Origin of the sequence: Pleomorphomonas koreensis DSM 23070, assembly GCF_000425185.1 — a bacterium.
Lineage (GTDB): Bacteria > Pseudomonadota > Alphaproteobacteria > Rhizobiales > Pleomorphomonadaceae > Pleomorphomonas > Pleomorphomonas koreensis.
In genome coordinates, this window is the sequence record NZ_AULH01000015.1 from 21,298 (window position 1) to 47,024 (window position 25,727).

Here is a 25,727-nt window from a genome sequence, read left to right on the forward strand (position 1 = left end):
CTCCTCCTATACTCGGTCTGTTTGCTGATTGACCGATTCCCAAAGCCGTCAGCGCGAGTTCTTCGTGTACTGGTCAAGAAGAACCGCGGATATGATGATGATTCCCTTGACGATCTGCTGGAAGTACGAAGAGACATTCAGCAGATCGAGGCCGTTGTTCATGGTGCCGATGATCAGCGTGCCGATGACGGTGCCGAGGATGGCGCCGGTGCCGCCGGCAAGGCTGGTGCCGCCGATGACCACCGCCGCGATGGCGTCGAGTTCGTAGCCGGCGCCGGCGGCCGGTGAACCGGTCATGACGCGGGACGACAGGATGATGCCGGCAAAGCCGGCGAACAGCCCGGCCAGCGTGTAGACGCCGATCTTGACGCGGCCGACGTTGAGGCCGGACACGGTGGCCGCCAGCTCGTTGCCGCCGACCGCGTAGACGTGCCGGCCGAACTTGCAGAAATGCAGCAGGAAGGCGCCGATCAGCACCACGGCGATGAACAGGAACACCGGCAGGGGCACGCCCCACAGGTAGCCGCCGCCGATGGTGTTGTACTCGTCGCTGAGGTTGATCACCGGCCGGCCGTCCGACATGACCAGCGAGGCGCCGCGAACGATGGTCATCATGCCCAGGGTGACGATGAACGGCGCGATGCGCCCCTTGGCGATGATGAAGCCGTTGACGCCGCCGCACAGCGCGCCGACCGCCAGGCCGACCAGGATGGGCACGATCACCGGATAGCCGTCGGGATGGGCCATCGACGAGGCCGACACCGCCGCCAGCGCCACGATGGCGCCCACCGACAGGTCGATGCCGCCGGTGATGATCACCAGCGTCGCGCCGACGGCGATGATGCCGTTGATCGAGCACTGGCGCAGGATGTTGAGGATGTTGTCGAAGGTCAGGAACCAGGGCGACCACACCGACAGGAAGACGAACATCACCGCGAAGGCGATGTAGATGCCGTAGCGGGCGGCGACTTGCCTGACCTTGGTTCCGTAGCCGTCGGCGCCGGCCAGAGATGCCATGCTCATTGTTTTCCTCCTGAAGCATCGGCGGCGAAACGGACCGCCGGCAATGCTCTAACCCGTTGTTTTTAGGCAGCCCCCGGCGCAACGCCGCGACGGGCCCTGTCGGTCGCGCGTCAATGGTTGCCGGTGGCGGAGGCCATGACCGCTTCCTGGTTGAAATCGGCCCGCGCGTATTCGCCCGTCACCTCGCCGTCATGCATGACGAGGATGCGGTCGCTCATGCCGAGAACCTCGGGCAGCTCCGATGAGATCATGATGATCGCCTTGCCCTCCCTGGCGAGCGCCACCATGATCTTGTGGATCTCCGACTTGGCGCCGACGTCGATGCCGCGCGTCGGCTCGTCGAGGATGATGATCTCGGGATCGGTGAGGATCCACTTGGCGATCACCACCTTCTGCTGGTTGCCGCCCGACAGCGTGTCGACGATCTGCCGGTAGGACGACACCTTGATCTTGAAGCGATCGATCTGCCGGCGGACGACGTCGACCTCCTGACGGGCGCGGATGACGCCGCCGAGATTGCAGTAGCGGCCGAGATCGATCAGCGACACGTTGTCCTTCACCGAGGCGCGGAGGTTGAGGCCCATCAGCTTGCGGTCCTCGGACACCAGCGCGATGCGGTGGCGGATGGCGTCGCGCGGGCTGGCGATGGCAACCGGCCGGCCGTCGATGCGGACCTGTCCGGCCGACGCCTTGCGGATGCCGAAAATGGTCTCGACCAGTTCGGTCCGGCCGGCGCCCATCAGCCCGGCGATGCCCAGAATCTCGCCGCGCCTCAGCTCGAAGGAGACGTTCCGGACCCGGCCGGCCTGCGTGAGGCCGTCCACCGACAGCACCACCTCGCCGAGCGGCACGTCCTCCTTGGGGAACATCTCGTCGATGCGGCGGCCGACCATCATCGAGATGAGGCTCTGCGGCGTCAGCCTGTCGGTCGGCTGGGTGTCGATGTAGCGGCCGTCGCGCATCACCGTCATCTCGTCGGCGATCTGGAAAAGCTCGTTCATCTTGTGGGAGATGTAGATCACCGCCTTGTTGGCGGCCTTCAGCGTCCGGATGATCTCGAAGAGCTTCTCGACCTCGCGGTCGGTGATGGCCGACGTCGGCTCGTCCATGACGATGATTTCGGAATCGAAGGAGATGGCCTTGGCGATCTCCACCATCTGCATCTCGGCCACCGACAGGCTCGACAGCCTGGCCGACGGGTTCATGTCCAGCCCGAGCGTCTCGAACAGCCGGCGGGCGTCGGCATTCATCTTGCGGCGGTTGACGACGCCGGAGCGGCCGTAGACCGGCTCGCGGCCGATGAAGATGTTCTCGGCGACCGTCATGGCCGGAATGGGATTGAGTTCCTGGTAGATCATCGAGATGCCGAGATCGAGCGCGCCCTTGAGGCCGTTGATCTGCACCGGCTCGCCGCGCAGCCTTATTTCGCCGGCGTCCGGACGGTACATGCCGTTGAGCACCTTCATCAGCGTCGACTTGCCGGCGCCGTTCTCGCCGATCAGCGCGTGGACGCTGCCGGCGCGGACGCGCAGGCAAACGTCGTCCAATGCACGGACGCCAGGAAAGCTTTTTGAGATTCCAACCATCTCGAGAAGCCAGTCTGAAGCCATCTCTCTCCCCTCCCGCTGGCACGTCGTGCAATCGTTGTCCTAAACAGACCAGCAATCGACTTGAACCGGGTTATGATCCGAACTCAAAAGCCTGTCAATCCGCTTCCACGCGAATATGAGGGCACGACCGCAGCCGAAAGCGCCGGCAAAAATCGATTAAGCATTGCATTATTCGATGGTTAGCCAGTCGATTTCGAGCAACTCCAATCAGGCAAACGTTTTCCTCGAACTTGACAAGCCACAATGGCAAGCCGATAGAGGGACAATCAGTTCGCGGGAATTCCGCGCGAGTATGCCCAGGGAGCCCAGGATGCTTATCGGTATTTCTCCTTATATATCTCCGGAGCTGCTCACCGCCATTCACCGAATGGGCCATGGTGATGAAATCGTTCTTTCGGATGCTTTTTTCCCCGGCGACACGTTTTCCCAGCGCGTTATACGCGCCGACGGCATCGGCATCCCGGACTTGCTGGACGGCATCCTGCGGCTGATCAATATCGACGACTTCGTCGACGATCCGGTCATCATGATGGAAGCCGTGCCGGGCGACAGCCTCGACCCCGAGGTCGAGAAGTCCTACCGCGCCGAGATCGACAGGCATTGGCCGGCGACGCCGCCGATCCGCCGCATCGAGCGCTACGCCTTCTACGAGCGGGCCCGCCGGGCCTATGCCGTGGTGGTGACCGGCCAACGCGTCAAATACGGCAACATCATCCTGAAGAAGGGCGTCGTGCCGGTCGCCGGGTAACGCCGCCGCCGCACGGCGGTCGGACGGCGCCGCCCGCCCCGCCCGGCCGCCATCGGCGCCACGGATTTGCGAACCGGCGGCGGGCAGCGCCCGCCGGACAACAACCAGAGCTTTCCCGGAGGAACGCCAGCATGCCCCATTTTCTCGGAATCGACATCGGCGGCAGCGTCATCAAGAGCGGTCTCTACGACGAGACCGGCCATGAGGTGGGCGTGGCGTCGATGAACGACGCGGCCATCGTCGAGCACGTCGGCTGGAGCGAGCGCGACATGGACGCCATGTGGCGCTCGGTATGCGGCACCATCCGCCAGCTTCTCGACCGGACCGGCACGCCGCCGGCCGATATCTCCGGCATCAGCTTCTCCGCCCACGGCAAGGGCCTCTATCTGGTCGACCGCGACGGCAAGCCGTTCCGCAACGGCATCATCTCCTCCGACAACCGGGCCATGCCCGAGGTGCGCGCCCTCAGGGCGGCCGGCGTGCCGGCGAAGATCCATCCCATGAGCTACCAGCAGCTCTGGCCGAGCCATCCGGCCGCCATCCTGCGCTGGTTCAGGGACAACGACGCCGAGGCCTACGGCCGCATCGGCCACGTGCTGATGGCCCACGACTGGATCCGCTACCGGATGACCGGCCACCTCGGCTGCGAGATCACCAACATCTCCGGCAGCAACCTGCTCGACGTCAACACCGGCACCTACGATCCGGCATTGCTGGCGCTGTTCGGCATCGAGGACATCGGCGACCGCCTGCCGGCGCCGGTCGGCTCCACCGAAAGCCCGGCTGGCCTCACCGCCGCCGCGGCGGCCGAAACCGGCCTTCGCGCCGGCACGCCGGTGTTCGGCGGCTTCTTCGACGTCGTCTCGGCCGCCGTCTGCTCGGGGCTCGCCGACGACAGCCGCATCAACGTCACCATGGGCACCTGGACCATCGCCACCTGGACCGCCGACCACATTCCGGCCAGCGACTATCCCTACACCTGGGGCCGCTACTGCATCCCCGGCCGCTATTTCGTCCACGAGGGCAGCCCGACCAACGCCGCCAACCTCGAATGGTTCGTGCGCACCTTCATGTCCGGCCACGACAGGCCCTATGCCGAATGCGACCGGCTGCTCGGCACCGTCCCGCCGGCATCGACGTCCATCCAGTTCCTGCCCTATCTGTTCTCCTCCAACCTCGGCGATAACCTGCAAGGCGGCTTCCACGGCCTTGCCAACGCCTACGGCCTCGGCGAGGTGGTGCAGGCGGTCTACGAAGGCATCTGCTTCTCCCAGCAGGTGCATCTCGACCGCATCCTGGCGCTGTCGGGCCGCGACCGCCGGCTGCGTCTCACCGGCGGGCCGGCGAAATCGCGCCCCTGGATGCAGATGGTCGCCGATATCGCCGCGCTGCCCATCGAGGTCGTGCATGTCGAGCAGTCCGGCTGCCTCGGCGCCGCCGTGGCGGCTGCCGTCGGCTCCGGCGCCTATCCCTCCTTCATCGACGCGATGAACGCCATGTGCCCGGCCGCCAGCCCGATCGAGCCCAACCTCGCCCTCGCCGAGCCCTACCGGCGGAAATACGAGCGCTTCCTGGAGCTTGCCGCCGCCCTCGACCGCCTGCCGGCCGCTGTCTGACGGCCCCGTCATCGAGGAGGATTTTCAATGCGCAAGCATCCGCTCGGCATCTACGAGAAGGCGCTGCCGCCCGGCCTCTCCTGGCCGGAGCGGCTGGCGCTCGCCAAGGCCTGCGGCTTCGACTTCGTCGAGATGAGCGTCGACGAGACCGACGCCCGCCTCGCCCGCCTCGACTGGACCGTCGAGGAGCGGCTGGCGCTGACGCGCGCCACCGTCGAGACCGGCATTTCCGTGCCGTCGATGTGCCTCTCCGGCCACCGCCGCTTTCCCTTCGGCAGCCACGATCCGGCCGTCGCCGGGCAGGCCCGCGACATCATGGACAAGGCGATCCGCCTCGCCCGCGACTGCGGCATCCGCACGATCCAGCTCGCCGGCTACGACGTCTATTACGAGGAGCAGGACGAAGGCACCCGTGGCCGCTTCGAGGCCGGCCTGCAATGGGCCGTCGAGCGGGCGGCGGCGGCACAGGTGATGCTGGCCGTCGAGATCATGGACACGCCGTTCATCAACTCGATTACCAAGTGGAAGGCCTGGGAGGCGCGTATCCGCTCGCCCTGGTTCACCGTCTACCCCGACGTCGGCAACCTCAGCGCCTGGGGCAACGACGTCGCCGCCGAGCTTGCCATCGGTATCGACCGCATCGCCGCCATCCATCTGAAAGACACCAGGGCGGTGACCGCCGACTTTCCCGGCGCCTTCCGCGACGTGCCGTTCGGCGACGGCTGCGTCGACTTCACCGGCATCTTCGGCCGGCTGAAGGCGCTCGGCTATCGCGGCGCCTTCCTCCTGGAGATGTGGACGGAGAAGGCCGAGGAGCCGGTGGCCGAGCTGATCACCGCCCGACGCTTCATCGAGGCACGCATGCGCGACGCCGGCTTCGACGCCTGACTCCGCCAAACGCGACAACGGCCGGATTCCCTCAAGGAATCCGGCCGCCTGCCTGAAAAATCCGCCGCTCCCGGCGGGTGCCGCTCAGCGCGGCAGCACGGAAGCGCCCATCAGGAACTCGTCGATGGCGCGGGCGGCCTGCCGGCCCTCGCGGATCGCCCAGACGACGAGGCTCTGGCCGCGCCGCATGTCGCCGGCCGCGAACACCTTGTCGACCGAGGTGCGGTAGTCCTTCTCGGTGGCCTTGACGTTGCCGCGGCCGTCCTTGTCGACGCCCAGTTCGTCGATCATGCCCTCGTGCACCGGATGCACGAAGCCCATGGCGAACAGCACCAGCTCCGCGTCGATGGTGAATTCCGTGCCGGGGACCGGCTGGAAGCGCGGGTCAACCTTGACGCAATGCACCTTGGAGACGACGCCGTTCTGCCCCTCGAAGGCGGTGGCGGTGACGCCGAACAGCCGCTCCGCCCCTTCCTCGTGGCTCGACGAGGTGCGGAGCTTCAGCGGCCAGTTCGGCCAGGTGGTCAGCTTGTCTTCCTTCTCCGGCGGCTTCGGCATGATCTCCAGCTGGACGACGCCGGCGGCGCCCTGTCGCACCGAGGTGCCGATGCAGTCCGAGCCGGTGTCGCCGCCGCCGATGACCACGACGCGCTTGCCCTCGGCGGTGATCGGCGCCACTTCGCCAAGCGGCTCGCCGCCGACCCGGCGGTTCTGCTGCGGCAGGAACTCCATGGCGAAATGGACGCCCCTCAGCTCGCGGCCGGGCACCGGCAGATCGCGCGACTTCTCCGAGCCGCCGGCCAACAGCACCGCGTCGTGATCCTCCCGGAGATCCTCGACCTTGATGTCGACGCCGACGTTGACGTTGAAGTGGAAGACAACGCCTTCGGCGACCATCTGCTGCACCCGCCGCTCGACGATGTGCTTGTCGAGCTTGAAGTCGGGGATGCCGTAGCGCAGCAGGCCGCCGGCCTTGGCGTTCTTCTCGAAGACGTGCACCTCGTGGCCGACGCGGGCGAGCTGCTGGGCGGCGGCGAGGCCGGCCGGTCCGGAGCCGATGACGGCCACCTTCTTGCCGGTCCTGACCTTGGCGATCTCCGGCTGCACCCGGCCGTCCTTCCAGGCCCGCTCGGCGATGGTGTATTCGATCTGCTTGATCGTCACCGGCGCCTCGAACAGGTTCAGCGTGCAGGCCGCCTCGCAGGGCGCGGGGCAGACGCGGCCGGTGAATTCGGGGAAGTTGTTGGTCGAGTGGAGGTTGCGCGCCGCCCCCTCCCAGTCGCCGTTGTAGACGAGGTCGTTCCAGTCGGGGATCTGGTTGTTGACCGGGCAGCCGCGATGGCAGTAGGGCACGCCGCATTCCATGCAGCGGGCGCCCTGGGTCTGCATGTCGCTTTCCTTGGGCGGCACGGTGAATTCGTTGTAGTGGCGGACGCGGTCCTCCACCTTCTGGTACTTGAGTTCCTGACGCTCGAATTCGAGAAAGCCGGTGGCCTTGCCCATCTTTCACTCCGTCTCGTCTTGTCTGCGGGTCCGCCTCGCCGGCCGCGGGCGCCTTGGCGCCGCGCACGGGGGTTTGCGGGACCCTTCCTTGTGTCGGTCGGGGCGGGACGGCCCTGAGGCCGTCCCCTGAGGATCACTCGGCGGCGATGCGGCTCGCCTCGATGGCTTCCAGCGCCTTGCGGTACTCGGTCGGCATCACCTTGACGAACTTGCCGCGCCAGGCCGCCCAGTCGTCGAGGATGGCTCTCGCGCGCGGCGAGCCGGTCCAGGCGTGGTGCCGCTCGATCAGCGCCTTGAGGCGTTCGCAGTCGTGGCGCGTCATGTCGCCACGGATGTCGACCACGCCGCCCTCGCCGAGCGGCAGCGCCAGCTCGTCCTCGATCATCTCCTCGAACTCGACCATCGCCATGTTGCAGCGCCGGTTGAAGCTGCCGTCCTCGTCGAGCACGTAGGCGATGCCGCCGGACATGCCGGCCGCGAAGTTGCGCCCCGTGCTGCCGAGCACCACGACGATGCCGCCGGTCATGTATTCGCAGCCGTGGTCGCCGACGCCCTCGACCACCGCGATGGCGCCGGAGTTGCGCACCGCGAAGCGCTCGCCGGCCACGCCGCGGAAGTAGCACTCGCCGTCGATGGCGCCGTAGAGCACGGTGTTGCCGACGATGATCGACTTCTCCGGCACGATCCGCGACTTGGGGTTCGGCCGCACCACGAGGCGGGCGCCGCTGAGGCCCTTGCCGACATAGTCGTTGCCGTCGCCGACGAGATCGAGCGTCAGGCCGCGGGCGCCCCAGGCGCCGAACGACTGGCCGGCGGTGCCGGTGAGCCGGACGCGGATGGTGTCGTCCGGCAGGCCGGCGTGGCCGTAGCGCTTGGCGATCTCGCCGGACAGCATGGCGCCCACCGAGCGGTTGACGTTGATCACCTCGCTGTCGATCCGGACCGGCTCGCCCCGTTCGAGGGCCGGCGCCGCCGCGGCGATCAGCTTCCGGTCGAGGATGTCGTCGATCGGATGCTTCTGCACCTGGGTGTGGCGCATCTCGGCCGGGTCCGCCTTCGGCAGGTAGAACAGGCGCGAGAAATCGAGGCCCTTGGCCTTCCAGTGGTCGATGCCGGCCTGCTTGTCGAGGATGTCGGTGCGGCCGGTGATCTCTTCGAGCTTGCGGAAGCCGAGCGCCGCCAGAAGGCGCCGGACTTCCTCGGCGACGAAGAAGAAGTAGTTGATGACGTGCTCCGGCTGGCCGACGAAGCGCTTCCTCAGCACCGGGTCCTGGGTGGCGATGCCAACCGGGCAGGTGTTGAGATGGCACTTGCGCATCATCAGGCATCCGCTCGCGATCAGCGGCGCCGTGGCGAAGCCGAAGCCGTCGGCGCCGAGCAGCGCGCCGACGATGACGTCGCGGCCGGTGCGGACGCCGCCGTCCACCTGCAACTCGACGCGCGAGCGCAGACCGTTGATCACCAGCGTCTGCTGCGTCTCGGCGAGGCCGATCTCCCACGGCGAGCCCGCGTGCTTGATGGAGGTCAGCGGCGAGGCGCCGGTGCCGCCCTCGAAGCCGGAGATGGTGATGTGGTCGGCGCGCGCCTTGGCGACGCCGGCCGCCACCGTGCCGACGCCGACCTCGGACACCAGCTTCACCGACACTTCGCCGGTCGGGTTGACGTTCTTCAGGTCGAAGATGAGCTGCGCCAGATCCTCGATCGAGTAGATGTCGTGGTGCGGCGGCGGCGAGATGAGCTGCACGCCGGGCGTGGCGTGACGCACCTTGCCGATCACCTTGTCGACCTTGTGGCCGGGCAACTGGCCGCCCTCGCCGGGCTTGGCACCCTGCGCCATCTTGATCTGCATCTGGTCGGAGTTGACCAGATATTCGGTGGTGACGCCGAACCGGCCCGAGGCGACCTGCTTGATCGCCGACCGCAGGCTGTCGCCCGACGGCAGCGGCACGAAGCGGTCGGCCTCCTCGCCGCCCTCGCCGGTGTTGGAACGGCCGCCGATGCGGTTCATGGCGATGGCGAGGTTGGTGTGCGCCTCGCGGCTGATCGAGCCGTAGCTCATGGCGCCGGTGGCGAAGCGCCGGACGATGTCCTTGGCCGGCTCCACCTCGTCGAGCGGCACCGGCGCCCGGCCGATCTCCTCGGCGGACTTGATGCGGAACAGGCCGCGGATGGTCATCGCCTGCTCGCTCTGGGCGTTGATCGCCTCCGAGAATTCCTTCTGGAACTGCTCGAAGGAGTTGGTGCGCACCGCGTGCTGCAGGCCGGCGATGACGCCCGCCGTCCAGACGTGCGCCTCGCCGCGCATCCGCTGGGCATACTCGCCGCCGACGTCCAGCATGGAGGCGAGCGTCGGGTCGGCGCCGAAGGCGCGGGCGTGGCGGGCCACCGTCTCCTTGGCGACCTGATCAAGACCGACGCCTTCGATGCGGGTGGCCGTGCCGAAGAAATACTTCTGCACGAAGCGCGACGACAGGCCGACGGCGTCGAAGATCTGGGCGCCGCAGTAGGACTGATAGGTCGAGATGCCCATCTTCGACATGATCTTCAGTAGACCCTTGCCGATCGACTTGATGTAGCTGTAGACGATCTTGTGCTCGTCGAGCCCCTGCGGCAGCTTGTCCTTCATGGCGATCAGCGTGTCGAAGGCGAGATAGGGGTTGATCGCCTCGGCGCCGTAGCCGGCGAGGCAGGCGAAATGATGCACCTCGCGCGGCTCGCCCGATTCCACCACCAGGCCGGCCCGGGTCCTGAGGCCCTTGCGGATCAGGTGATGGTGCACGGCGGCGGTGGCGAGCAGCGCCGGGATGCCGATGCGCTCGCCGCCGACCATGCGGTCGGAGAGGATGATGATGTTGTAGACCTGCCCGGCCGCCGACATGCGCACCGCCGCCTCGGCCTGGATGCAGATCGCTTCCAGCGCCGGCCGCATGCCGGAGGCGCCGTTGGCCGCCGGATAGGTGATGTCGATGGTGATGGTCTTGAAGCCGGAATCTTCCACCGCCTCGATCGAGCGGATCTTTTCCAGGTCCTCGTTGGTGAGGATCGGCTGCCGCACTTCCAGGCGCTTGTGGGCGTCGTCGCCGCGGTCGAACAGGTTCGGGCGCGGGCCGATGAACGAGACGAGGCTCATCACCAGCTCCTCGCGGATCGGGTCGATCGGCGGGTTGGTCACCTGGGCGAAGTTCTGCTTGAAATAGGTGTAGAGCAGCTTCGACTTCGACGACAGCACGGAGATCGGCGTGTCGGTGCCCATCGAGCCGATCGCCTCCTGGCCGGTGACGGCCATCGGCGCCATCAGCACCTTCAGGTCTTCCTGGCTGTAGCCGAAGGCCTGCTGCAGGTCGAGGAGGTTCTCGCCCGTCTTCGGCACGCGGGCGCGCACCGCCGGCAGGTCTTCCAGCACCATCTGGGTGTCTTCGATCCACTTGGCATAGGGCTGCGCCGTCGAGATCGTCTTCTTGATCTCGTCGTCGGAGATGATGCGGCCCTCGACGAGGTCGATCAGCAGCATCTTGCCGGGTTGCAGGCGCCACTTCTGGACGATCTTCTCCTCGGGGATCGGCAGCGTGCCGCTCTCGGAGGCGAGAATCACCCGGTCGTCGTCGGTGACGACATAGCGGGCCGGCCTCAGGCCGTTGCGGTCGAGCGTCGCGCCGATCTGCCGGCCGTCGGTGAAGGCGACGGCGGCCGGCCCGTCCCACGGCTCCATGATGGCGGCGTGATACTCGTAGAAGGCCTTGCGCTCGGCATCCATGCTCTCGTTGCCGGCCCAGGCCTCGGGGATCAGCGTCATCACCGCGTGCGGCAGCGAGTAGCCGCCGCGCAAGAGGAACTCCAGCGCGTTGTCGAAGCAGGCGGTGTCCGACTGGCCCTCGTAGGAGATCGGCCAGATCTTGTCGATGTCCTCGCCGAACGCCGTGGAGGTGGTGGTCGCCTGGCGGGCGTACATCCAGTTGACGTTGCCGCGCAGGGTGTTGATCTCGCCGTTGTGGGCGACCATGCGGTAGGGGTGGGCCAGCTTCCAGGACGGGAAGGTGTTGGTCGAGAAGCGCTGGTGGACGAGCGCCAGCGCCGATTCAAAGCGCGGGTCGGAAAGGTCCGGATAGTAGCGCTTGACCTGATAGCTGAGGAACATGCCCTTGTAGACGATGGTGCGCGAGGAGAAGGACACCACGTAAAAGGCGTCCTGGCTGCGCTTGGTGGCGCCGTTCCAGTCGGCTTCGTAGACCTCGCCGGACACCACCTTGCGGGCGGTGTAAAGGCGGCGTTCCAGCACCTCCTGGTCGGAGATGCCCGGCAGCATGACGAACAGCTGGCGGTGCACCGGCTCGGTGGCCTTGACGCCCTCGGAGAGGCCGGAGTTGTCGACCGGCACCTTGCGCCAGCCGAGGATGGCAAGACCCTCGGCCCTCACCGCCCGCTCGACGATCTCAATGGCGCGGCGGCACTCGGCCTCGTCCTGCGGCAGGAAGAACTGGGCGACGCCGTAGCGGCCGGCGTCCGGCAGCTCGAAGCCGAGCGCCCGACACTCCTCGAAAAAGAAGCGGTGGGGGATCTGCACCAGGATGCCGGCGCCGTCGCCCATCAGCGGGTCGGCGCCGACGGCGCCGCGATGCTCGAGGTTTTCGAGCACGTAGAGCGCGTCGGTGACGGTCTGGTGGCTCTTGCGGCCCTTGATGTCGGCGACGAAGCCGACGCCGCAGGCGTCGTGCTCGTGGGCGGCGCTGTAGAGGCCCTCCGCCCCGGCTTTCGCCCGGACGTCGGCAATCGTATCGGCCGTCGTGCGCGGGGTAGCGTTCGGCGCGGCGGGCACGAGGATCGGTTGGTCGAGCGTCTTCATGGCGAAGTCCTCATCATGGGCGGCGGACGGATGGCCCGCCGTGTGGTCTTTCTCCGGACGGCCACGCTTCGGGGAACGCCTTAGTATACCCGCAAGCAGCGCCGCTATTCATCACTTGTCCGCTTCGGCGGCGCGATCCGGCGGGCGGCCGGACGGCGCGACAGCGACAGCCATCGTCCTCGTGCCGCGCGAAGGCGGAACAAGGCGACAGCTTCGATTGCCGTTTCGCCAAGAGATTCCGGAGCCTGCCCTTCCGCCGCTCTCCTCGGTCCGGCCTCCCCGCCCCTGCCCGAAAGGGCAAGCGGACAGCCGCGGACGATAGAATCGGCAAGATGTGCGGCCGTCCTTTCCTCCGAAAAGCCGACCCGAACCTCCGAAACCGCCCACTCGGAGCCAAACTATCGCGGTCCCGAATGTGCGATGCGTTATTTGCATAACCTTGCGGTCCCGTCAACCATCCTGACCCATTATTTTGGATCGTCATTTCGGATGGAATTCCCCCGTTGACGGCGGCATGAGCGGCCTGCATGGGTGGTGCGCAAACTCGGCGGCTGTCGCGCGGGTTCGACGAGGCTAAACTGCGCTCCATGTATTTTGCCAGCGACAACTGGGCCGGCGCCTCGGCGCAAGTGGCCAACGCCCTTATGAATGCCGGAAACGGCGTTGCCCCGGCCTATGGCGCCGACGACCAGACGCGCGTCGCCGTCGACTGGTTCTCGGAGGTCTTCGAGCACGACGTCTCCGTGTTCTTCGTCGCCACCGGCACGGCCGCCAACTCGCTGTCGCTCGCCTCGGTGATGAAGCCGTCCGGCATCGTGCTCTGCCACGAGGGCGCGCATATCGCCTGCGACGAGGCCGGCGCGCCGGAGTTCCTGTCGGGCGGCCGTCTGGTCACCGTGCCGGGCGCCCGTGGCAAACTGACGCCCGACGCGCTGGAGGCGGCGATCTCCCGCTATTTCCCGGCCGCCGTCCACCACGGCCGGCCAGTCGCCGTGTCGCTCAGCCAGTCGACCGAATGGGGCACCGTCTATACGGTGGAGGAAGTGTCGGCGCTGGCCGCCGTCGCCCACGCCTACGGCCTCAAGGTGCACATGGACGGCGCCCGCCTCGCCAACGCCCTTGCCTCGCTTGGCTGCCAGCCGGCCGACATCACCTGGAAGGCCGGCGTCGACGTGCTGTCCTTCGGCGGCACCAAGAACGGCTGCTGGTGCGCCGAGGCCGTGGTGTTCTTCAACGGCAAGAAAGCCGACGACTTCGGCTATATCAGGAAGCGCGCCGGCCAGCTGTTTTCCAAGAGCCGCTTCGTCGCCGCCCAGTTCCAGGGCTATTTCGACCACGGCCACTGGCTCGACAACGCCTGCCACGCCAACACCATGGCGCGGCGCCTTGCCACCGGCATCAGCCAGCTGTCGACGGCCCGCGTCCTCTGGGAGCCGGAGGCCAACGAGGTGTTCGCCGTCTGGCCGAAGCCGGTCAGCGCCCGCCTCAGGGCAGCCGGCGCCCAGTTCCACGAGTGGGTTCCCGACGGCCTGTCCGATGCCGAGAAGCCGGCCGACGGCGAGGATCTCGTCCGCCTCGTCACGTCGTTTGCCACGGCGGCGCACGAGGTCGACCATTTCCTCAAGGCGCTCGGCAAGTAAGCCCGGCACCAACGACACGCGAAAAGGGCGTCCCTTTCGGGACGCCCTTCGTCATTTGATGGCCTCAGCCGATCAGTTGAGCGTCGCCTCGATCTGCGGCGCGGCCTCGCCCTTGCCGATCGGGATGGTGCGCGACCGCTTGCTCTCGGGGATGTCGCGCACGAGATCGACGTGCAGGAGGCCGTGCTCCAGCGAGGCGCCCTTCACCTCGACATGGTCGGCAAGCTGGAAGCGCCGCTCGAAGGCGCGGGCGGCAATGCCGCGATAGAGCACCTCGCGGCCGCTATCCTCGGCTTCGGGCTTCTTCTCGCCCTTCACCGTCAGCGTCGCCTCGCGGGCCTCGATCGTCAGCTCGTCTTCGGAGAAGCCGGCGACGGCGATGGTGATGCGGTAGGCGTTCTCGCCGGTGCGCTCGATGTTGTAGGGCGGATAGGACTGGGCCGACGCGTCGCTGGTCGACACCTGGTCGAGCAGCGAGAACAGGCGATCGAAGCCGATGGTCGAGCGATAGAGCGGGGAAAGGTCGAAATTACGCATGATGTCCTCCGGTTGAGCGACAGTCTTGGGTTGGCCGGCCGGTCTTCTGTTCCCCTTGGCAAGGCGGAACACCCGGCGGCCACGGACCCCGTCGGGGCGTCCGTGACCATGGATTTAGGGCGGGCGGACGGCTTTTCAAGAGGCCGGCAAGTCGCGTCTTTCTCCGCCTTGCGGCGATGGCGCCGCCGGCGGCCGGCGTGCTAGAGAAGACGCCCATGGACCTCGTCGACCTCGCCAACAACCCGATCCCGGCCGGCTGCCGGCTGGAGATGATCTCCACATCCGACGGCATCCGCCTGCGCACCGCCCGCTGGCCGGCGCCGCCCGGCGCGGCGCGCGGCACCGTCTGCCTGTTCCCCGGCTGGTCGGAGACCATCGAGAAGTATTTCCACGTCGTCGAGCGTCTGAGGCAGCGCGGCTTCGCCGTGGCCATCCTCGAATGGCGCGGCCAGGGCGGATCGAGCCGCCTCGCGGATGACCCGCTGAAGGGCCACGTCCGCTCCTTCCGCCACTATCTGCGCGACATCGAAGCCTTTCGCCGCAAGGTGGTGCTGCCCGACTGCCCTCCCCCCTATTTCGCGCTGGGGCACTCGATGGGCGGCGGCATCCTGCTGTCGGCCGGCCGTTTCCTTGCCCCGACCTTCGAGCGGCTGGTGCTGACGGCGCCGATGCTCGGCCTGCCGCAGCCGGCCGCCGCGCCGGGCTTCCGCCGGTTCTGCCTGCGCCTTGCCGTCTATTGCGGCGCCGGCGGCCGCTATATCCCCGGCCAGCGCCGGCGGACGGCCTCGGCGAGAACCTTCGAGCGCAACCCGCTGACCTCGGACCCCGAGCGCTACCGGATCAACGAGGCGATTTCCGCCGCCCGCCCGGTCTGCCGGCTGGCCGCGCCGACGCTCGGCTGGGTGGCGGCGGCCACGCGCATGTTCGATCGCCTCGCCGCGCCCGGCCTCGCCGAGGCCGTGCCGGCGCCGGTGATGCTGGTCAACTCGGGCGCCGACACGGTGGTGAGCCGCCTTGCCATCGAGACCATGGCCCGACGCCTGCGCAACCCGGCCTACGTGCTGATCCACGGCGCCCGCCACGAGGTGATGATGGAGCGCGAGGTCTACGCCGCCCAGTTCTGGGCGGCCTTCGACGCCTTCATCCCCGGCTCGTCGGAATGAAGCCGGACATCTCCGGGGTTTCCGACGCCCCGAGCGCTAGCTGCTTCAGCACCTCGTCGTGAAGGCGAGGGTCGCCGCTCGCCACCACCTGGCCGCCGTTGGCGGCGCTGCCGCCGGTCCAGCTGGTGACCACGCCGCCGGCACCCTCGATCACCGGGATCAACGCCGTGATGTCGTAGGGTTGCAGGCCGGCCTCGACGACCACGTCGGCCTGTCCCGCCGCCACCATGCAGTAGGCGTAGCAATCGGCGCTGTAGCGGACGAGCCGCGCCCGCTGCTCGACCGACAGGTAGGCCGCCCGCTCGGAATCGGAGAATGGCCTGAGCGAGGTGGTGAACAGCGTCGCCGCCGACAGGTCGGCGCAGCGGCGCGTCCTGAGCGGCCGCTCGCCGCCCGGCCCGCTGTAGACCGCCGCGGCGCCGTCGCCGTAGAAGCGTTCGCCGGTAAACGGTTGCGCCATCATGCCCTGCACCGGCCGGCCGTCCCGGCGGAGGCCGATCAGCGTGCCCCAGAGGGGAATGCCGGCGATGAACGAGCGCGTGCCGTCGACCGGATCGAGCACCCAGACATGCTGGCGGTTAAGCCCGGTCGTGCCCAGCTCCTCGCCGAGGATGCCGTGGTCGGGATAGGTCGCCTCGATCAGCGCCCGCATCGCCGCCTCGCCGGCCCGGTCGGCCACCGTCACCGGATCGAAGGCGTCCTGCAGCTTGTTTTCCACAGCCAGTTCGGTGCGGAAATGCGGCATGACCGCCGCCGCCGCGGCATCGGCCAGCCGGTCGAAAAACGATTTTGAGATGGCTGTGATCTGCATGGCTGATATGTTCCCGACAGGCCGCGGGGCAGGACGCAACGTTACGATCCCACCGTGAGCGGCAGTTCATCCCATTGTTTTTATTTTTGGATTCAAAGAAAAGCAAATCTTCTTTCCGCGACGGCCACTTGCATCGGCGCCGTCATCTCCCATCATGACGCGAAATTGGGCGAATCTGCTACCGCGCAGGGTTGACCAATACGACGAAAGTAGGCATTTTAGAGAGGTACAGCGCGGCTTCCGCGCTGTCCGCCCTCCTTGGGCGTTTCCTCCCTAAGACTTGGGCCGCCGCATTCGCGACGGCCCCTTTTCTTTTCGGAGACGACCGATGGCCGGACGGCACCGGCGGCAGCTATTTCTGAAAACGTTTCAAGTCCTGCCGCTCACTCCGCCGCGAAGCGGCCGGGCGACGGGCAGACCAGCTCGATCGGCAGCCGCGTCAGGCCGTCGATGAAGCCGCCCAACTCGGCGGCGAGGCGGACGAAGCCGGAATGCGGCTCCAGCGTCCGCTCGTCCATGTAGAGCGCCCGGTTGACCTCGATCTGCATGGCGTGCAGCCCCTTGGCCGGCCGGCCGTAATGCTCGGTGATGAAGCCGCCGGCATAGGGCCGGTTGATCGCCACCTTGTAGCCGAGCGCCGTCAGCGCATTGGCGGCGTGGTCGATCAGCGCCCGCGCCGCCGAGGTGCCGTGGCGGTCGCCAAGCACGAAGTCCGCCCGTCCGCGGCCGTCCTGCCCCCGCGCCGACGACGGCATCGAGTGGCAGTCGATCAGCACGGCGCGGCCAAAGCGCACGTGTGTCTGGGCGAGCAGGCGGGTCAGCGCCGCGTGATAGGGCTTGTAGAGCGTCTCGATGCGGTCGAGCGCCACCTCCACCGACAGCGGCCCGGCGTAAATCTCCTCGCTGTCGGAGATGATGCGCGGCACCGTGCCGAGTCCGCCGGCCACCCGGATGGAGCGGACATTGGCAAACGGCGGCAGCCGCCCCTCGAACATGCGCGGATCCAGCTCGTAAGGCTCGCGGTTGACGTCGAGAAAGGCGCGCGGGAAATTCGCCCTGAGGAGCGGCGCCCCGACCGTCACCGCGTGCATGAACAACTTGTCCACATGCGCGTCCTCGGAGAGGCGGATGCGGCGGCTGTCGAGGCGGCTGGCGGCGAGGAAGTCCTCGGGATAGGCGGCGCCGGAATGCGGCGAGTTGAACACCAGGGGATGCGTCTGCTCCGGCGGCGCAATGATCTCGAAGGGCGGTTCCGAGCGGAAATCGGTGACGACGCGCATCCTTCTCCAGTCCGTCAGGGGCCCAATCGGGGCCGCGACCGGCCCGCCGGCGGGCCAAAAACAGGGCTTCGGCACTCCTGATTCTGCAGCCTGCCCTGTTTTGCCGCCCCTGTCCATTGTCAAGGTGGCCTAGAAACCTCCGCTGGCGGACCGGCCGGCCCGATGTCAAATTCGCTCGACTACGGGGTTTGAACGCCCCGGCAAAAAGTTCTAAACAGGGGAAAAGGGCCCGGAACGCCGTCGCGCTTACGGCAAATTTACCGTGATGGGCCTCTTATCGAGATCAATGGACATCCGCGCGGCCGTTGCCGCCCCTTCTGACCGGAACAGCAAATGAACCGTATTCTCCTGGCCGAAGACGACAACGACATGCGCCGCTTCCTCGCCAAGGCGCTCGCCAACGCCGGTTACGATGTCGTCTCCTACGACAACGGCCGGAGCGCCTACGAGCGGCTGCGCGAGGAGCCGTTCACGCTGCTGCTCACCGACATCGTCATGCCGGAGATGGACGGCATCGAACTGGCCCGCCGGGCGACCGAACTCGACCCCGACCTGAAGATCATGTTCATCACCGGCTTCGCCGCCGTCGCCCTCAATCCCGACAGCCAGGCGCCCAAGGACGCCAAGGTGCTGTCCAAGCCCTTCCACCTCAAGGACCTCGTGCGCGAGGTGGAGAAGATGCTGGCCGCCGCCTGAACGACCGGCGGCTTCGGCATGGAAACAGGTTTCCAGCCAAGGACTTGAAGGGGAATTCGGAAAAGCGCTCCGAACCCCTTGCACGGGGCGGGAAAGGACGCTATATCCCCGCCCACGCCGCCGATGAGGCGGCCCCGCAAGGAAAACCGGGCGTGTAGCTCAGCGGGAGAGCACTACGTTGACATCGTAGGGGTCACAGGTTCGATCCCTGTCACGCCCACCATTCCTGAAAAGGGCCTGGCGAGCAATCGCCGGGCCCTTTGCCTTTCCGGCGATGCCGGATCTCCGGCGGTATCGGCAAACCACGGATCGGCCACAACGCCCTTCCTGCCCTCGATCCCGACCGGCGGAGCGCCCCTCGGCGGGCACCGACCCTACCCTCGACGACCGCCGAAGCAATCTCTCCAGACCCGCCCCGCCGCGGCAACGCCTCCTGTGGCAAGGGCGTGAACGTATATAAAAATGACAATCTGATGCAGACTATTACCAATAGAAGAACTTACCATGATAGTTTCAGCGAATCCCGGATGAAAATCCAGTTAACATTTAACTATGAAAATATTCCGGCGGGATCTCGGATGAATGGGCCGCAAGCAGACGGATATCTTCTCAGTATAAAGTATTTCCATATTCTAAACTCATAAATATCGGTTAATATCAAGAAATACTTCGTTTACGGAAATGATTAATTCATAAAGATATCGGAATGTTATTTTGAGTTAACATGTTATTAACTATCATCAAGCAAATTTGAATGAGACCCAGGCAAGACGAATCAGAAGAACCTTACATTTTCTGTATGGCGAAAGACTTGGGCAGGGCCGATCTTAGGAAGCAACGAACATGACAACGCAACTCCAGGCCGCCGGCCTCCGGCGTTCCATGAACATCTCTGTCCGCATCGGGCTGGGCTTTGCCGCCATCCTGCTCATCCTCGCCATCACCGCCGGCCTGTCGCTCAGCAGCCTGTCGAGCACCGGCGGCACCGTGCGGGCGCTCTTCACGCAGATCGACACCATGGACAAGGCCAACGCAGTCGAGGCCGCCTTCCTCGAATACCGGCGGGCGGCGCGCGAGGTCATCTACACCACGCTGGCCGACACCGAGGCCGCCGCCGCCGAACGGGCCGCCACCATGCGCGCCGCCCTCGCCGACGGCCTGAAGGCGACCAGCGACGCCGAGGAACTCGAACATCTGAAGGCCATGCAGGCGGCGTTCGAGACCTATGACGGCCTGCTTGCCGACCTCATCAAGACTCGCGCCGAGGTGAAACGCCTCAACGACGAGCAGCTCGAACCGCTCGGCGCCGCGCTCGGCGGTGATCTCGAGGCGGTGCTGGCCGAAGCCGGACAGGGAACGGCGGCGGCAACCGCCACCGACAAGGCGCTGCGCCTGATTCTCTCCGGCCGCATCTTCGCCGCCAGGGCGACCGCCGGAACCATGGCCGACGCCGAGAAGAACGCGCTCGCCGCCTTCCACGACGCCGACGCGGCGCTGGGCGAGGCCATCGCCACCTCCCCGTCCCTCAGCGCCAGGCTCGGCGCGATCCGCGACAACGCCCGGCACTATGTCCAGGTCTTCACGGACAGCCTCGCCCTCATCCGCGGCATCGAGGAGCAGGCGGTGAGGATGCGCGTCTCCGTCGGCAAGATCGCCGACGAGTTCGCCGCCTTCCAGTCGGCCGCCCATGCCGCCGAGAAGACGCTACGCGAAGGCGCCGAAGCGTCGCAGGCCGCCACCACGACCCGGCTCTGGGGCTTCGCCGGCGGCGGCCTGCTGCTCGGCCTCGTGCTGGCCGCACTGATCGGCCGCGGCCTCTCCCGGCCGATCGTCTCGATCACCCGCGCCATGCAGCGGATTTCCGAGGGCGACCTGACGGTTGCCGTGCCCGGCCTCGGCCGCAGCGACGAGGTCGGCACCATGGCGGCGACGCTCAACGTGTTCAAGGAGAGCCTCGGGGAGAACCTCCGCATGCGCGCCGAGCAGGAGCGCGCCAAGGCCGAAGCCGAGGCGCGCCGCCATGCCGAGATGCAGGGCATGGCCGACGCCTTCGAGACGGCAGTCGGCGGCGTGGTCGAAACCGTGGTCGGCGCCTCGACGCAGCTGCAGTCGGCGGCCCAGTCGATGTCGGCCGCCGCCGAGGAGGTGTCCAACCAGTCGATCACCGTGGCCAGCGCCGCCGAGGAAGCCTCCACCAACGTCGAGACGGTGGCCGCCGCCGCCGAGGAGCTTGCCACCTCGATCGCCGAGATCAAGCGGCAGGCCGACGAGAGCACCGAGGTCGCCTCCCGCGCCACCACGGACGCCCAGACCACGGCGGCGCGGGTGCGCGAGTTGGCCGACAGCGCCAACCGCATCGGCGAGGTGGTCGACCTCATCGACAGCATCGCCGCCCAGACCAACCTCCTCGCCCTCAACGCCACCATCGAGGCGGCGCGGGCCGGCGAGGCCGGCAAGGGCTTCGCGGTGGTCGCGGCGGAAGTGAAGCAGCTCGCCGACCAGACGTCGCGCGCCACGTCGCAGATCTCCAGCCAGATCGGCGAGATCCAGTCGTCGACGCGCTCGTCGGCCGAGGCGATCGTCGGCATCACCGGCGTGATCGAGCATCTGAACCGCATCGCCACCTCGATCGCCTCGGCCGTCGACCAGCAGGGCGCCGCGACCGGCGAGATTGCCCGCAACGTCAACCAGGCGTCGATCGGCACCCACCAGGTATCGCAGAACATCGTCGGCATCACCCAGGCCGCCTCCGAATCGTCGAGCGCCGCCTCGCAGGTGCTCGCCTCGGCCAACGATCTCGCCCGCCAGTCCGACACGCTGCGGCGCGAACTCGACACCTTCCTCTCCGGCTTCCGGGCCGGCTGAGGACAGGCGGCGCGCGCCCCCGCGCCGGGCCTGACAACGACATATCCGTGGGAGAACGTCATGGCGCACAGCGTCGAACTGGGAAATCTCGAGAAGGTGGTCGATCGGCTGGTCAAGAGCGGCCGCTACAACTCCAAGAGCGAGATCCTACGCGAGGGCATCCGCCTCATCGACGAGCGCGAGAAGCGTCTGGCGATGCTCGACGCGGCGCTCTCCCGCAGCCTGGATGAAAAGGCGCGCGGCCGCCTGCGCAGCGCCGATGAGGTGCTCGGCGCCGCCCGGACGCACTACGCGAGGATGCTGCGGGACCCGAAGGAATGAGGCTGCTGGTTACCGAGGAAGGATGCGGCGACATCTGGCGGATCGCCGGGCGGCTGGCCGGAGCCTCGCCGGCCGCCGCGCTCGCCTTCATCGACGAGTTGGAGGCCGGGTTCGCCCTGATCATCCGGCGGCTCAAGGGCGCAGCCGCCAAGCCTCCCTGCGACCTCGACGAGGTCCGCCACGCTGCCCAGGGCCGTTACCTTCTTTTCTACTGCGCCTCGGCGGCCGAACTCGTCCTGCTGCACGTCTCGGAGGAGGCGGCGGAGATCGACCCGCTGCTTGCCGAGGACGGCTGGGGACGGCGGCCGCCTCACTTCGGCGCGACGGGCGGCAAGTTCCAGTCCCAGCGCATGGCGGCAAGGCGCAGCAGGATGGCCACAGCGCTGCCGGCGATCGCCACCAGCACGCTCGGCAGCAGGTAATAGTCGCCATACGCCACTACCAGCGCGCCGAGCAGCGCCGCCAGCGCGTAGATCTCCTTGTGCAGCACCATCGGCGTCTGCGCCGCCAGGATGTCGCGGCCGATGCCGCCGCCGATGGCGTTGACCATGCCGAGCACCGCCGCCATCAGCGGCGACAGGCCGGCGTCCATCGCCTTGCGCGTGCCGACCACCACGTAGAGCCCGAGCCCCAGCGCGTCGAACACCGCCACCGGTGCCGCCACCTTGGCGATCAGGCCGTTGGCGAAGATGCAGGCGAGGCCGGCGGCGCAGGAAATGGCGAAATAGTGCCAGGTATCGAAGGCCACCGGCGGCACGGAGCCGATGATCACGTCGCGGATGATGCCGCCGAAGGTGGCGGCGATGAAGGCCAGGAACATGACGCCGAACGGATCGAGCCGCCGCTCCACGGCGCGCGTGCCGCCGCTCAGGGCAAAGGCGAAGCAGCCGAAGAAATCAACCAGGGTGAGGAACATGGTGCGTCCACCGGTCTGCCGGACGGAGCTAACCTGTCCGGGGGATGATGAGGTTGGCCGACTTCTCGCACGATGGAGCGCCGGACGGAAGAGCAACACGGCAGACCACCCATGCCGTTGCGCCGGCGGCGGCGCCCCGGCATGATCGGCCGCCGCCCCGGAGGAAACCGTCCATGCTTCGCCTTCATCGCATCCTTGGCCTTGCCATGCTCTGCCTTGTCGCCGTCGCCGGCGCTGCCGCTGCCGCTGCGGCGCCGGTGCTGAAGCGCGGCATCAACTTCGAGGTCTGGCAGACCTGGATCGGCCGCGACGCTTTCCTCGCCCCGGATTTCGACCGGGCGAACTTTCCCGACTGGCGCTCCCGCGTCGACGACCGGCAGCTTGCACGCCTGAAGGCCGAGGGCTTCGACTTCGTCCGCCTGAACCTCGACGCCGCCGCCATGCTGTGGGCCGGCGACGACGGCGCCGGGCCGCTGATCGACGGCGCCGTCTCGGCGACGCGGCGCCTGCAAACGGCCGGTTTCGCGGTGATCGTCGACCTGCACCTGCTGCCGGCCGACGAGGAGCGGCCCGGCGGCCTCGAAGACGTCATCGGCACCGGCGGCCACGCGCCGGCGCTCTGGGAGCGCTATCTCGCGCTGGTGACCCGCGTCGCCGGCCGCCTCGCCGGCCTGCCGCTCGACCTGACGCTGCTCGAACCGATCAACGAACCCGACCAGGACTGGAACTCCTATCTCGCCCTGACCGACCGCTGGCCGGACCAGCTTGCCGCACTCCGGGCCGCCGCCCGCGCCGCGGCGCCTGATCTGACGCTGGTGCTGACCGGCAGCCGCTCGGGCGGCATCGCCGGCCTCGAACGCCTGGATCCTGCACCCTTCGCCGACGACCCCAACATCGTCTGGACCTTCCACTATTACGAGCCGATGGCGGTCAGCCACGCCGGCCGGCCGTGGATCGACGATCCCTCGCGCTACCTCACCGGCCTCCCCTACCCGGCCGCCCGCCTCGACGACGCCAAGGGACAGCGGCTGCTGCGCGACGCCCGGCAGCGCATCGCCGGGGATGTCACGGACAACAAGCGGCGCAAGGCGCTGGACGCCGGCGTCGGCAAGGCGCTCGACGCCTATCGCGCCTCGGGCGCCGGCCCGGAGACCGTCGCCGCCGACTTCCGGCGGGTCGGCGACTGGGCGGCGAGGAACGGCATTCCGGCCGGACGGATCCTGCTCGGCGAATTCGGCGTCTACCGCGAGGGCGCCGATCCGGCCGCCCGCCTCGCGCTGATCGACACGACGCGGACCGCCGCCGAGGCGGCCGGCTTTGCCTGGGCGGTTTTCACCGCCGGTCTGACCGCACCCGGCCAGGCCTTCGCGGTGGTCGGCGACGCGTCGACGCTCGCCCTCGACCCCGAGATGAAGGCGGCGCTCGGTCTCCGTTGAGCGATCAGGAACGGACCAGCCGCTCGCCGACAAACAGGCAGCCGACGGCAACGACGATCAGGATCGGCAGCGCCGCCATGGCGGCGGCGAGGCCGGTCTGGTCGGCGAGCGCACCGATCGCCCAGGGGACGATCAGGATGGCGAGGCCGCTGGCCAGCGAGCCGCGCGCCGTCGCCAGTTCGCCGAACGGGCCGGCGGTGACGATCGCCTTGGTCAGCGTCAGCGGATATTGCAGCGCGCAGCCGAGGCCGAGGGCGAACAGCCCGATCACCGCGATCGTCAGGCCGGGAGCGCTCCAGAACAGGAAGAAGGCCGGCACCGTCAGGAGCGCCGACAGGTAGAGCGCCCGCGCCGCCGTCACCCGTTGCAGCACCATCGCCGACGACAGGCGGCCGACCAGCATGCCGACCGAGAAGGCGCCGGCGGCGATCGCCGCCGAGGCCACCGGCACGCCCTTGACGCGGGCCAGGAACTCCGTCGCCCACACCAGCACCGACTGCTCGACGCCGACGAAGGCCATGATGGTCAGCCAGTAAAGCCAGTAGGCGGCCGGCAAGCGGCCGCCGCGTTGACCTTCCTGAGCCACCGGCGCCGGCCTGGGTGCCGCCGGCAGCGGCGTGCCGCGCAGGAAGACGAGCAGCAGGCCGGCGAGGATCACCCCGAGGAGCAGCGCCGACCGCCAGCCGAGGCCGACGGCGACGAACAGCCCGACGGCCATGGCCGCCATCAGCGAGGCGACGTAGGAGATGCCGTTGGCCTCGCCGATCGCCACCGAGCGGTTGGCGCCATGCCATTCGGCGAGCAGATTGGGCACGACGATCAGCACCAGACAACCGACCGCGCCCATCAGGAAACAGCCGAAGATGCTGACCGCCGGGTGCGGCGCCACGACGATCAGCAGCGCTCCGGCGATCAGGCCGACGAGGCCGGCCGCCACCGACCAGCGGCGGCCATACCGGCGGGTCAGCCGCTCACCGAACAGACCGCAGACGATCAGCCCGGCCGCCACCGCCGCCGGATGCAGCGTCACCAGCCGGTAGCTGAGGTCGAACTCGTCCTTGAGGAAGGGAATGATGTTGCCCTGAATATTCAGGAAGAAGGTGAACTGGGCGAGCGCCAGATAGGCGACCCAGGTCACCCGGTCGCGGCTGAGCGGCGTCGGGGCGGACGCGGAACGGGAAGGGGCGGTCATGGGATCCACATGAAGAAGGCGCCCACCGCCACCGGTCATCGACCGACGGCGCGACGCCTTCTTTGAAACGATACAGAAGACTAGGTCCGGCCCACCACGCTGTCAAGCGCAGAGAAGAGGCAGAGCACGGTCAGGCCGCCTTGCGGCAGGGCGTCCGAGGCTGCGCATCCCCTCGGCCGACCGTCACCGGTATCCGGCCAGCGCCGCCTTTGGTGCGGCATGACCGGCCGTCGCGGGTCGCTCGCGAGATTTATGGGGTCGAGAGACTTACCACCCCCGCGGCAGATGGAGGATATCGGGCCGAAGGGGGAGCGCGGCGGACGTCAAGCGTCCGCCACAGGCAAGGCGCCGGTTGCCGCCTTCGGCCGGGGCGCTTGTCACACCATGCCCAGGGCGTTCATGTAGAGTTCGAGGATGGCTTCCGCCTCCTGCCGCTCGTCGGGGTCCTGCTTCCTGAGCTTGAGGATCGCCCTGACCGCCTTGACGTCGTAGCCGCGGCCCTTCAGCTCGGCCATCACGTCCTTGATGTCGTCTTGCAGCGCCGCCTTCTCCTCCTCGAGCCGCTCGACGCGCTCGATGAACTGCCGGAGTTCGCCCGCCGCGACGCCGCCCTGCGATTCCGCCGTTTCCATGCTCATGGGA

Annotated in this window: 20 protein-coding genes and 1 tRNA gene; 11 read left to right on the plus strand and 10 right to left on the minus strand. The window is 67.7% G+C overall.

Annotation, left to right across the window (positions count from 1 at the left end; genetic code table 11):
• Positions 1-48 precede the first annotated feature (48 nt).
• Together H512_RS0113450 and H512_RS0113455 are read right to left on the minus strand one after the other, a co-directional pair.
• Positions 49-1,023 carry an ABC transporter permease gene (locus H512_RS0113450; RefSeq protein WP_053239855.1) on the minus strand — a complete coding sequence of 325 codons (975 nt, stop codon included), beginning with the start codon at positions 1,021-1,023 and terminating at the stop codon, positions 49-51.
• A gap of 110 nt (positions 1,024-1,133) precedes the next feature.
• Positions 1,134-2,633 carry a sugar ABC transporter ATP-binding protein gene (locus tag H512_RS0113455; RefSeq protein ID WP_026783902.1) on the minus strand — a complete coding sequence of 500 codons (1,500 nt, stop codon included), beginning with the start codon at positions 2,631-2,633 and terminating at the stop codon, positions 1,134-1,136.
• Positions 2,634-2,796: 163 nt separating this feature from the next.
• On the opposite strand from H512_RS0113455, the gene fucU reads away from it, so the two are divergent.
• From fucU to H512_RS0113470, 3 genes are all read left to right on the plus strand, one after another.
• Entirely contained in the window at positions 2,797-3,381 is a 585-nt protein-coding gene (fucU, locus tag H512_RS0113460) for an L-fucose mutarotase (protein ID WP_245585411.1), read from the plus strand.
• Positions 3,382-3,512: 131 nt separating this feature from the next.
• The gene (locus tag H512_RS0113465; RefSeq protein WP_026783904.1) at positions 3,513-4,997 is read left to right on the plus strand and encodes an FGGY-family carbohydrate kinase; all 1,485 of its coding nucleotides are present in this window, start codon (positions 3,513-3,515) and stop codon (positions 4,995-4,997) included.
• Positions 4,998-5,024: 27 nt separating this feature from the next.
• A complete protein-coding gene (locus H512_RS0113470) occupies positions 5,025-5,885 on the plus strand; it encodes an L-ribulose-5-phosphate 3-epimerase (RefSeq protein ID WP_026783905.1) in 861 nt (286 codons plus the stop codon).
• An 84-nt stretch (positions 5,886-5,969) separates the two neighbouring features.
• On the opposite strand, the gene H512_RS0113475 is transcribed toward H512_RS0113470, so the two are convergent.
• Together H512_RS0113475 and gltB are read right to left on the minus strand one after the other, a co-directional pair.
• Entirely contained in the window at positions 5,970-7,388 is a 1,419-nt protein-coding gene (locus tag H512_RS0113475) for a glutamate synthase subunit beta (protein WP_026783906.1), read from the minus strand.
• A gap of 133 nt (positions 7,389-7,521) precedes the next feature.
• Positions 7,522-12,228, minus strand: a complete 4,707-nt coding sequence (gene gltB / locus H512_RS0113480; RefSeq protein ID WP_053239856.1) for a glutamate synthase large subunit — start codon at positions 12,226-12,228, stop codon at positions 7,522-7,524.
• Between the two features lie 587 nt (positions 12,229-12,815).
• Between gltB and H512_RS0113485 the strand changes: the two genes are divergently transcribed.
• Positions 12,816-13,868, plus strand: coding sequence for a threonine aldolase family protein (locus H512_RS0113485; RefSeq protein ID WP_026783908.1), 1,053 nt, complete (start codon positions 12,816-12,818; stop codon positions 13,866-13,868).
• A gap of 72 nt (positions 13,869-13,940) precedes the next feature.
• Here H512_RS0113485 and H512_RS0113490 read toward each other — a convergent pair whose 3' ends face one another.
• On the minus strand, positions 13,941-14,405 hold the full coding sequence (locus tag H512_RS0113490) for an Hsp20 family protein (RefSeq protein ID WP_026783909.1): 465 nt from the start codon (positions 14,403-14,405) through the stop codon (positions 13,941-13,943).
• Between the two features lie 215 nt (positions 14,406-14,620).
• Between H512_RS0113490 and H512_RS0113495 the strand changes: the two genes are divergently transcribed.
• Positions 14,621-15,568, plus strand: a complete 948-nt coding sequence (locus tag H512_RS0113495; RefSeq protein ID WP_026783910.1) for an alpha/beta fold hydrolase — start codon at positions 14,621-14,623, stop codon at positions 15,566-15,568.
• On the opposite strand, the gene hisN is transcribed toward H512_RS0113495, so the two are convergent.
• Both hisN and H512_RS0113505 read right to left on the minus strand, forming a co-directional pair.
• Positions 15,546-16,379 carry a histidinol-phosphatase gene (hisN, locus tag H512_RS23975; protein WP_053239858.1) on the minus strand — a complete coding sequence of 278 codons (834 nt, stop codon included), beginning with the start codon at positions 16,377-16,379 and terminating at the stop codon, positions 15,546-15,548. The genes H512_RS0113495 and hisN overlap by 23 nt on opposite strands.
• A gap of 383 nt (positions 16,380-16,762) precedes the next feature.
• Positions 16,763-17,659 carry an N-formylglutamate amidohydrolase gene (locus tag H512_RS0113505; RefSeq protein ID WP_026783911.1) on the minus strand — a complete coding sequence of 299 codons (897 nt, stop codon included), beginning with the start codon at positions 17,657-17,659 and terminating at the stop codon, positions 16,763-16,765.
• 333 nt (positions 17,660-17,992) lie between these two features.
• Here H512_RS0113505 and cpdR point away from each other — a divergent pair, with 333 nt between their 5' ends.
• From cpdR to H512_RS0113530, 5 genes are all read left to right on the plus strand, one after another.
• Positions 17,993-18,355 carry a cell cycle two-component system response regulator CpdR gene (cpdR, locus tag H512_RS0113510; protein WP_026783912.1) on the plus strand — a complete coding sequence of 121 codons (363 nt, stop codon included), beginning with the start codon at positions 17,993-17,995 and terminating at the stop codon, positions 18,353-18,355.
• A gap of 148 nt (positions 18,356-18,503) precedes the next feature.
• A tRNA-Val gene (locus H512_RS0113515) sits at positions 18,504-18,578 on the plus strand.
• A 620-nt stretch (positions 18,579-19,198) separates the two neighbouring features.
• Positions 19,199-21,220, plus strand: coding sequence for a methyl-accepting chemotaxis protein (locus H512_RS23980; RefSeq protein ID WP_053239859.1), 2,022 nt, complete (start codon positions 19,199-19,201; stop codon positions 21,218-21,220).
• A 60-nt stretch (positions 21,221-21,280) separates the two neighbouring features.
• Complete coding sequence (locus tag H512_RS23985) at positions 21,281-21,541, plus strand: type II toxin-antitoxin system ParD family antitoxin (RefSeq protein ID WP_036791703.1); 261 nt, start codon at positions 21,281-21,283, stop codon at positions 21,539-21,541.
• Complete coding sequence (locus H512_RS0113530) at positions 21,538-21,963, plus strand: hypothetical protein (RefSeq protein ID WP_026783913.1); 426 nt, start codon at positions 21,538-21,540, stop codon at positions 21,961-21,963. The genes H512_RS23985 and H512_RS0113530 overlap by 4 nt, the downstream gene beginning before the upstream one ends.
• Here H512_RS0113530 and H512_RS0113535 read toward each other — a convergent pair.
• The gene (locus tag H512_RS0113535) at positions 21,852-22,457 is read right to left on the minus strand and encodes a trimeric intracellular cation channel family protein (protein WP_026783914.1); all 606 of its coding nucleotides are present in this window, start codon (positions 22,455-22,457) and stop codon (positions 21,852-21,854) included. The two genes, H512_RS0113530 and H512_RS0113535, sit on opposite strands and share 112 nt — an antisense overlap.
• A 173-nt stretch (positions 22,458-22,630) precedes the next feature.
• Here H512_RS0113535 and H512_RS0113540 point away from each other — a divergent pair, with 173 nt between their 5' ends.
• Entirely contained in the window at positions 22,631-23,893 is a 1,263-nt protein-coding gene (locus H512_RS0113540; protein ID WP_026783915.1) for a cellulase family glycosylhydrolase, read from the plus strand.
• A gap of 4 nt (positions 23,894-23,897) precedes the next feature.
• Here H512_RS0113540 and H512_RS0113545 read toward each other — a convergent pair whose 3' ends face one another.
• Complete coding sequence (locus H512_RS0113545) at positions 23,898-25,085, minus strand: MFS transporter (RefSeq protein WP_026783916.1); 1,188 nt, start codon at positions 25,083-25,085, stop codon at positions 23,898-23,900.
• A gap of 377 nt (positions 25,086-25,462) precedes the next feature.
• On the minus strand, positions 25,463-25,717 hold the full coding sequence (locus H512_RS0113550; RefSeq protein ID WP_053239877.1) for a DUF2312 domain-containing protein: 255 nt from the start codon (positions 25,715-25,717) through the stop codon (positions 25,463-25,465).
• Positions 25,718-25,727: the final 10 nt, after the last annotated feature.

Excerpts from the sequence above, each read along its gene's own strand:
- H512_RS0113450 (WP_053239855.1), bottom strand. The coding sequence starts at position 1,023 with ATGAGCATGGCATCTCTGGCCGGCGCCGACGGCTACGGAACCAAGGTC.
- H512_RS0113455 (WP_026783902.1), bottom strand. The coding sequence starts at position 2,633 with ATGGCTTCAGACTGGCTTCTCGAGATGGTTGGAATCTCAAAAAGCTTT.
- H512_RS0113465 (WP_026783904.1), top strand. The coding sequence starts at position 3,513 with ATGCCCCATTTTCTCGGAATCGACATCGGCGGCAGCGTCATCAAGAGC.
- H512_RS0113470 (WP_026783905.1), top strand. The coding sequence starts at position 5,025 with ATGCGCAAGCATCCGCTCGGCATCTACGAGAAGGCGCTGCCGCCCGGC.
- H512_RS0113475 (WP_026783906.1), bottom strand. The coding sequence starts at position 7,388 with ATGGGCAAGGCCACCGGCTTTCTCGAATTCGAGCGTCAGGAACTCAAG.
- gltB (WP_053239856.1), bottom strand. The coding sequence starts at position 12,228 with ATGAAGACGCTCGACCAACCGATCCTCGTGCCCGCCGCGCCGAACGCT.
- H512_RS0113485 (WP_026783908.1), top strand. The coding sequence starts at position 12,816 with ATGTATTTTGCCAGCGACAACTGGGCCGGCGCCTCGGCGCAAGTGGCC.
- H512_RS0113490 (WP_026783909.1), bottom strand. The coding sequence starts at position 14,405 with ATGCGTAATTTCGACCTTTCCCCGCTCTATCGCTCGACCATCGGCTTC.
- H512_RS0113495 (WP_026783910.1), top strand. The coding sequence starts at position 14,621 with ATGGACCTCGTCGACCTCGCCAACAACCCGATCCCGGCCGGCTGCCGG.
- hisN (WP_053239858.1), bottom strand. The coding sequence starts at position 16,379 with ATGCAGATCACAGCCATCTCAAAATCGTTTTTCGACCGGCTGGCCGAT.
- H512_RS0113505 (WP_026783911.1), bottom strand. The coding sequence starts at position 17,659 with ATGCGCGTCGTCACCGATTTCCGCTCGGAACCGCCCTTCGAGATCATT.
- cpdR (WP_026783912.1), top strand. The coding sequence starts at position 17,993 with ATGAACCGTATTCTCCTGGCCGAAGACGACAACGACATGCGCCGCTTC.
- H512_RS23980 (WP_053239859.1), top strand. The coding sequence starts at position 19,199 with ATGACAACGCAACTCCAGGCCGCCGGCCTCCGGCGTTCCATGAACATC.
- H512_RS23985 (WP_036791703.1), top strand. The coding sequence starts at position 21,281 with ATGGCGCACAGCGTCGAACTGGGAAATCTCGAGAAGGTGGTCGATCGG.
- H512_RS0113530 (WP_026783913.1), top strand. The coding sequence starts at position 21,538 with ATGAGGCTGCTGGTTACCGAGGAAGGATGCGGCGACATCTGGCGGATC.
- H512_RS0113535 (WP_026783914.1), bottom strand. The coding sequence starts at position 22,457 with ATGTTCCTCACCCTGGTTGATTTCTTCGGCTGCTTCGCCTTTGCCCTG.
- H512_RS0113540 (WP_026783915.1), top strand. The coding sequence starts at position 22,631 with ATGCTTCGCCTTCATCGCATCCTTGGCCTTGCCATGCTCTGCCTTGTC.
- H512_RS0113545 (WP_026783916.1), bottom strand. The coding sequence starts at position 25,085 with ATGACCGCCCCTTCCCGTTCCGCGTCCGCCCCGACGCCGCTCAGCCGC.
- H512_RS0113550 (WP_053239877.1), bottom strand. The coding sequence starts at position 25,717 with ATGGAAACGGCGGAATCGCAGGGCGGCGTCGCGGCGGGCGAACTCCGG.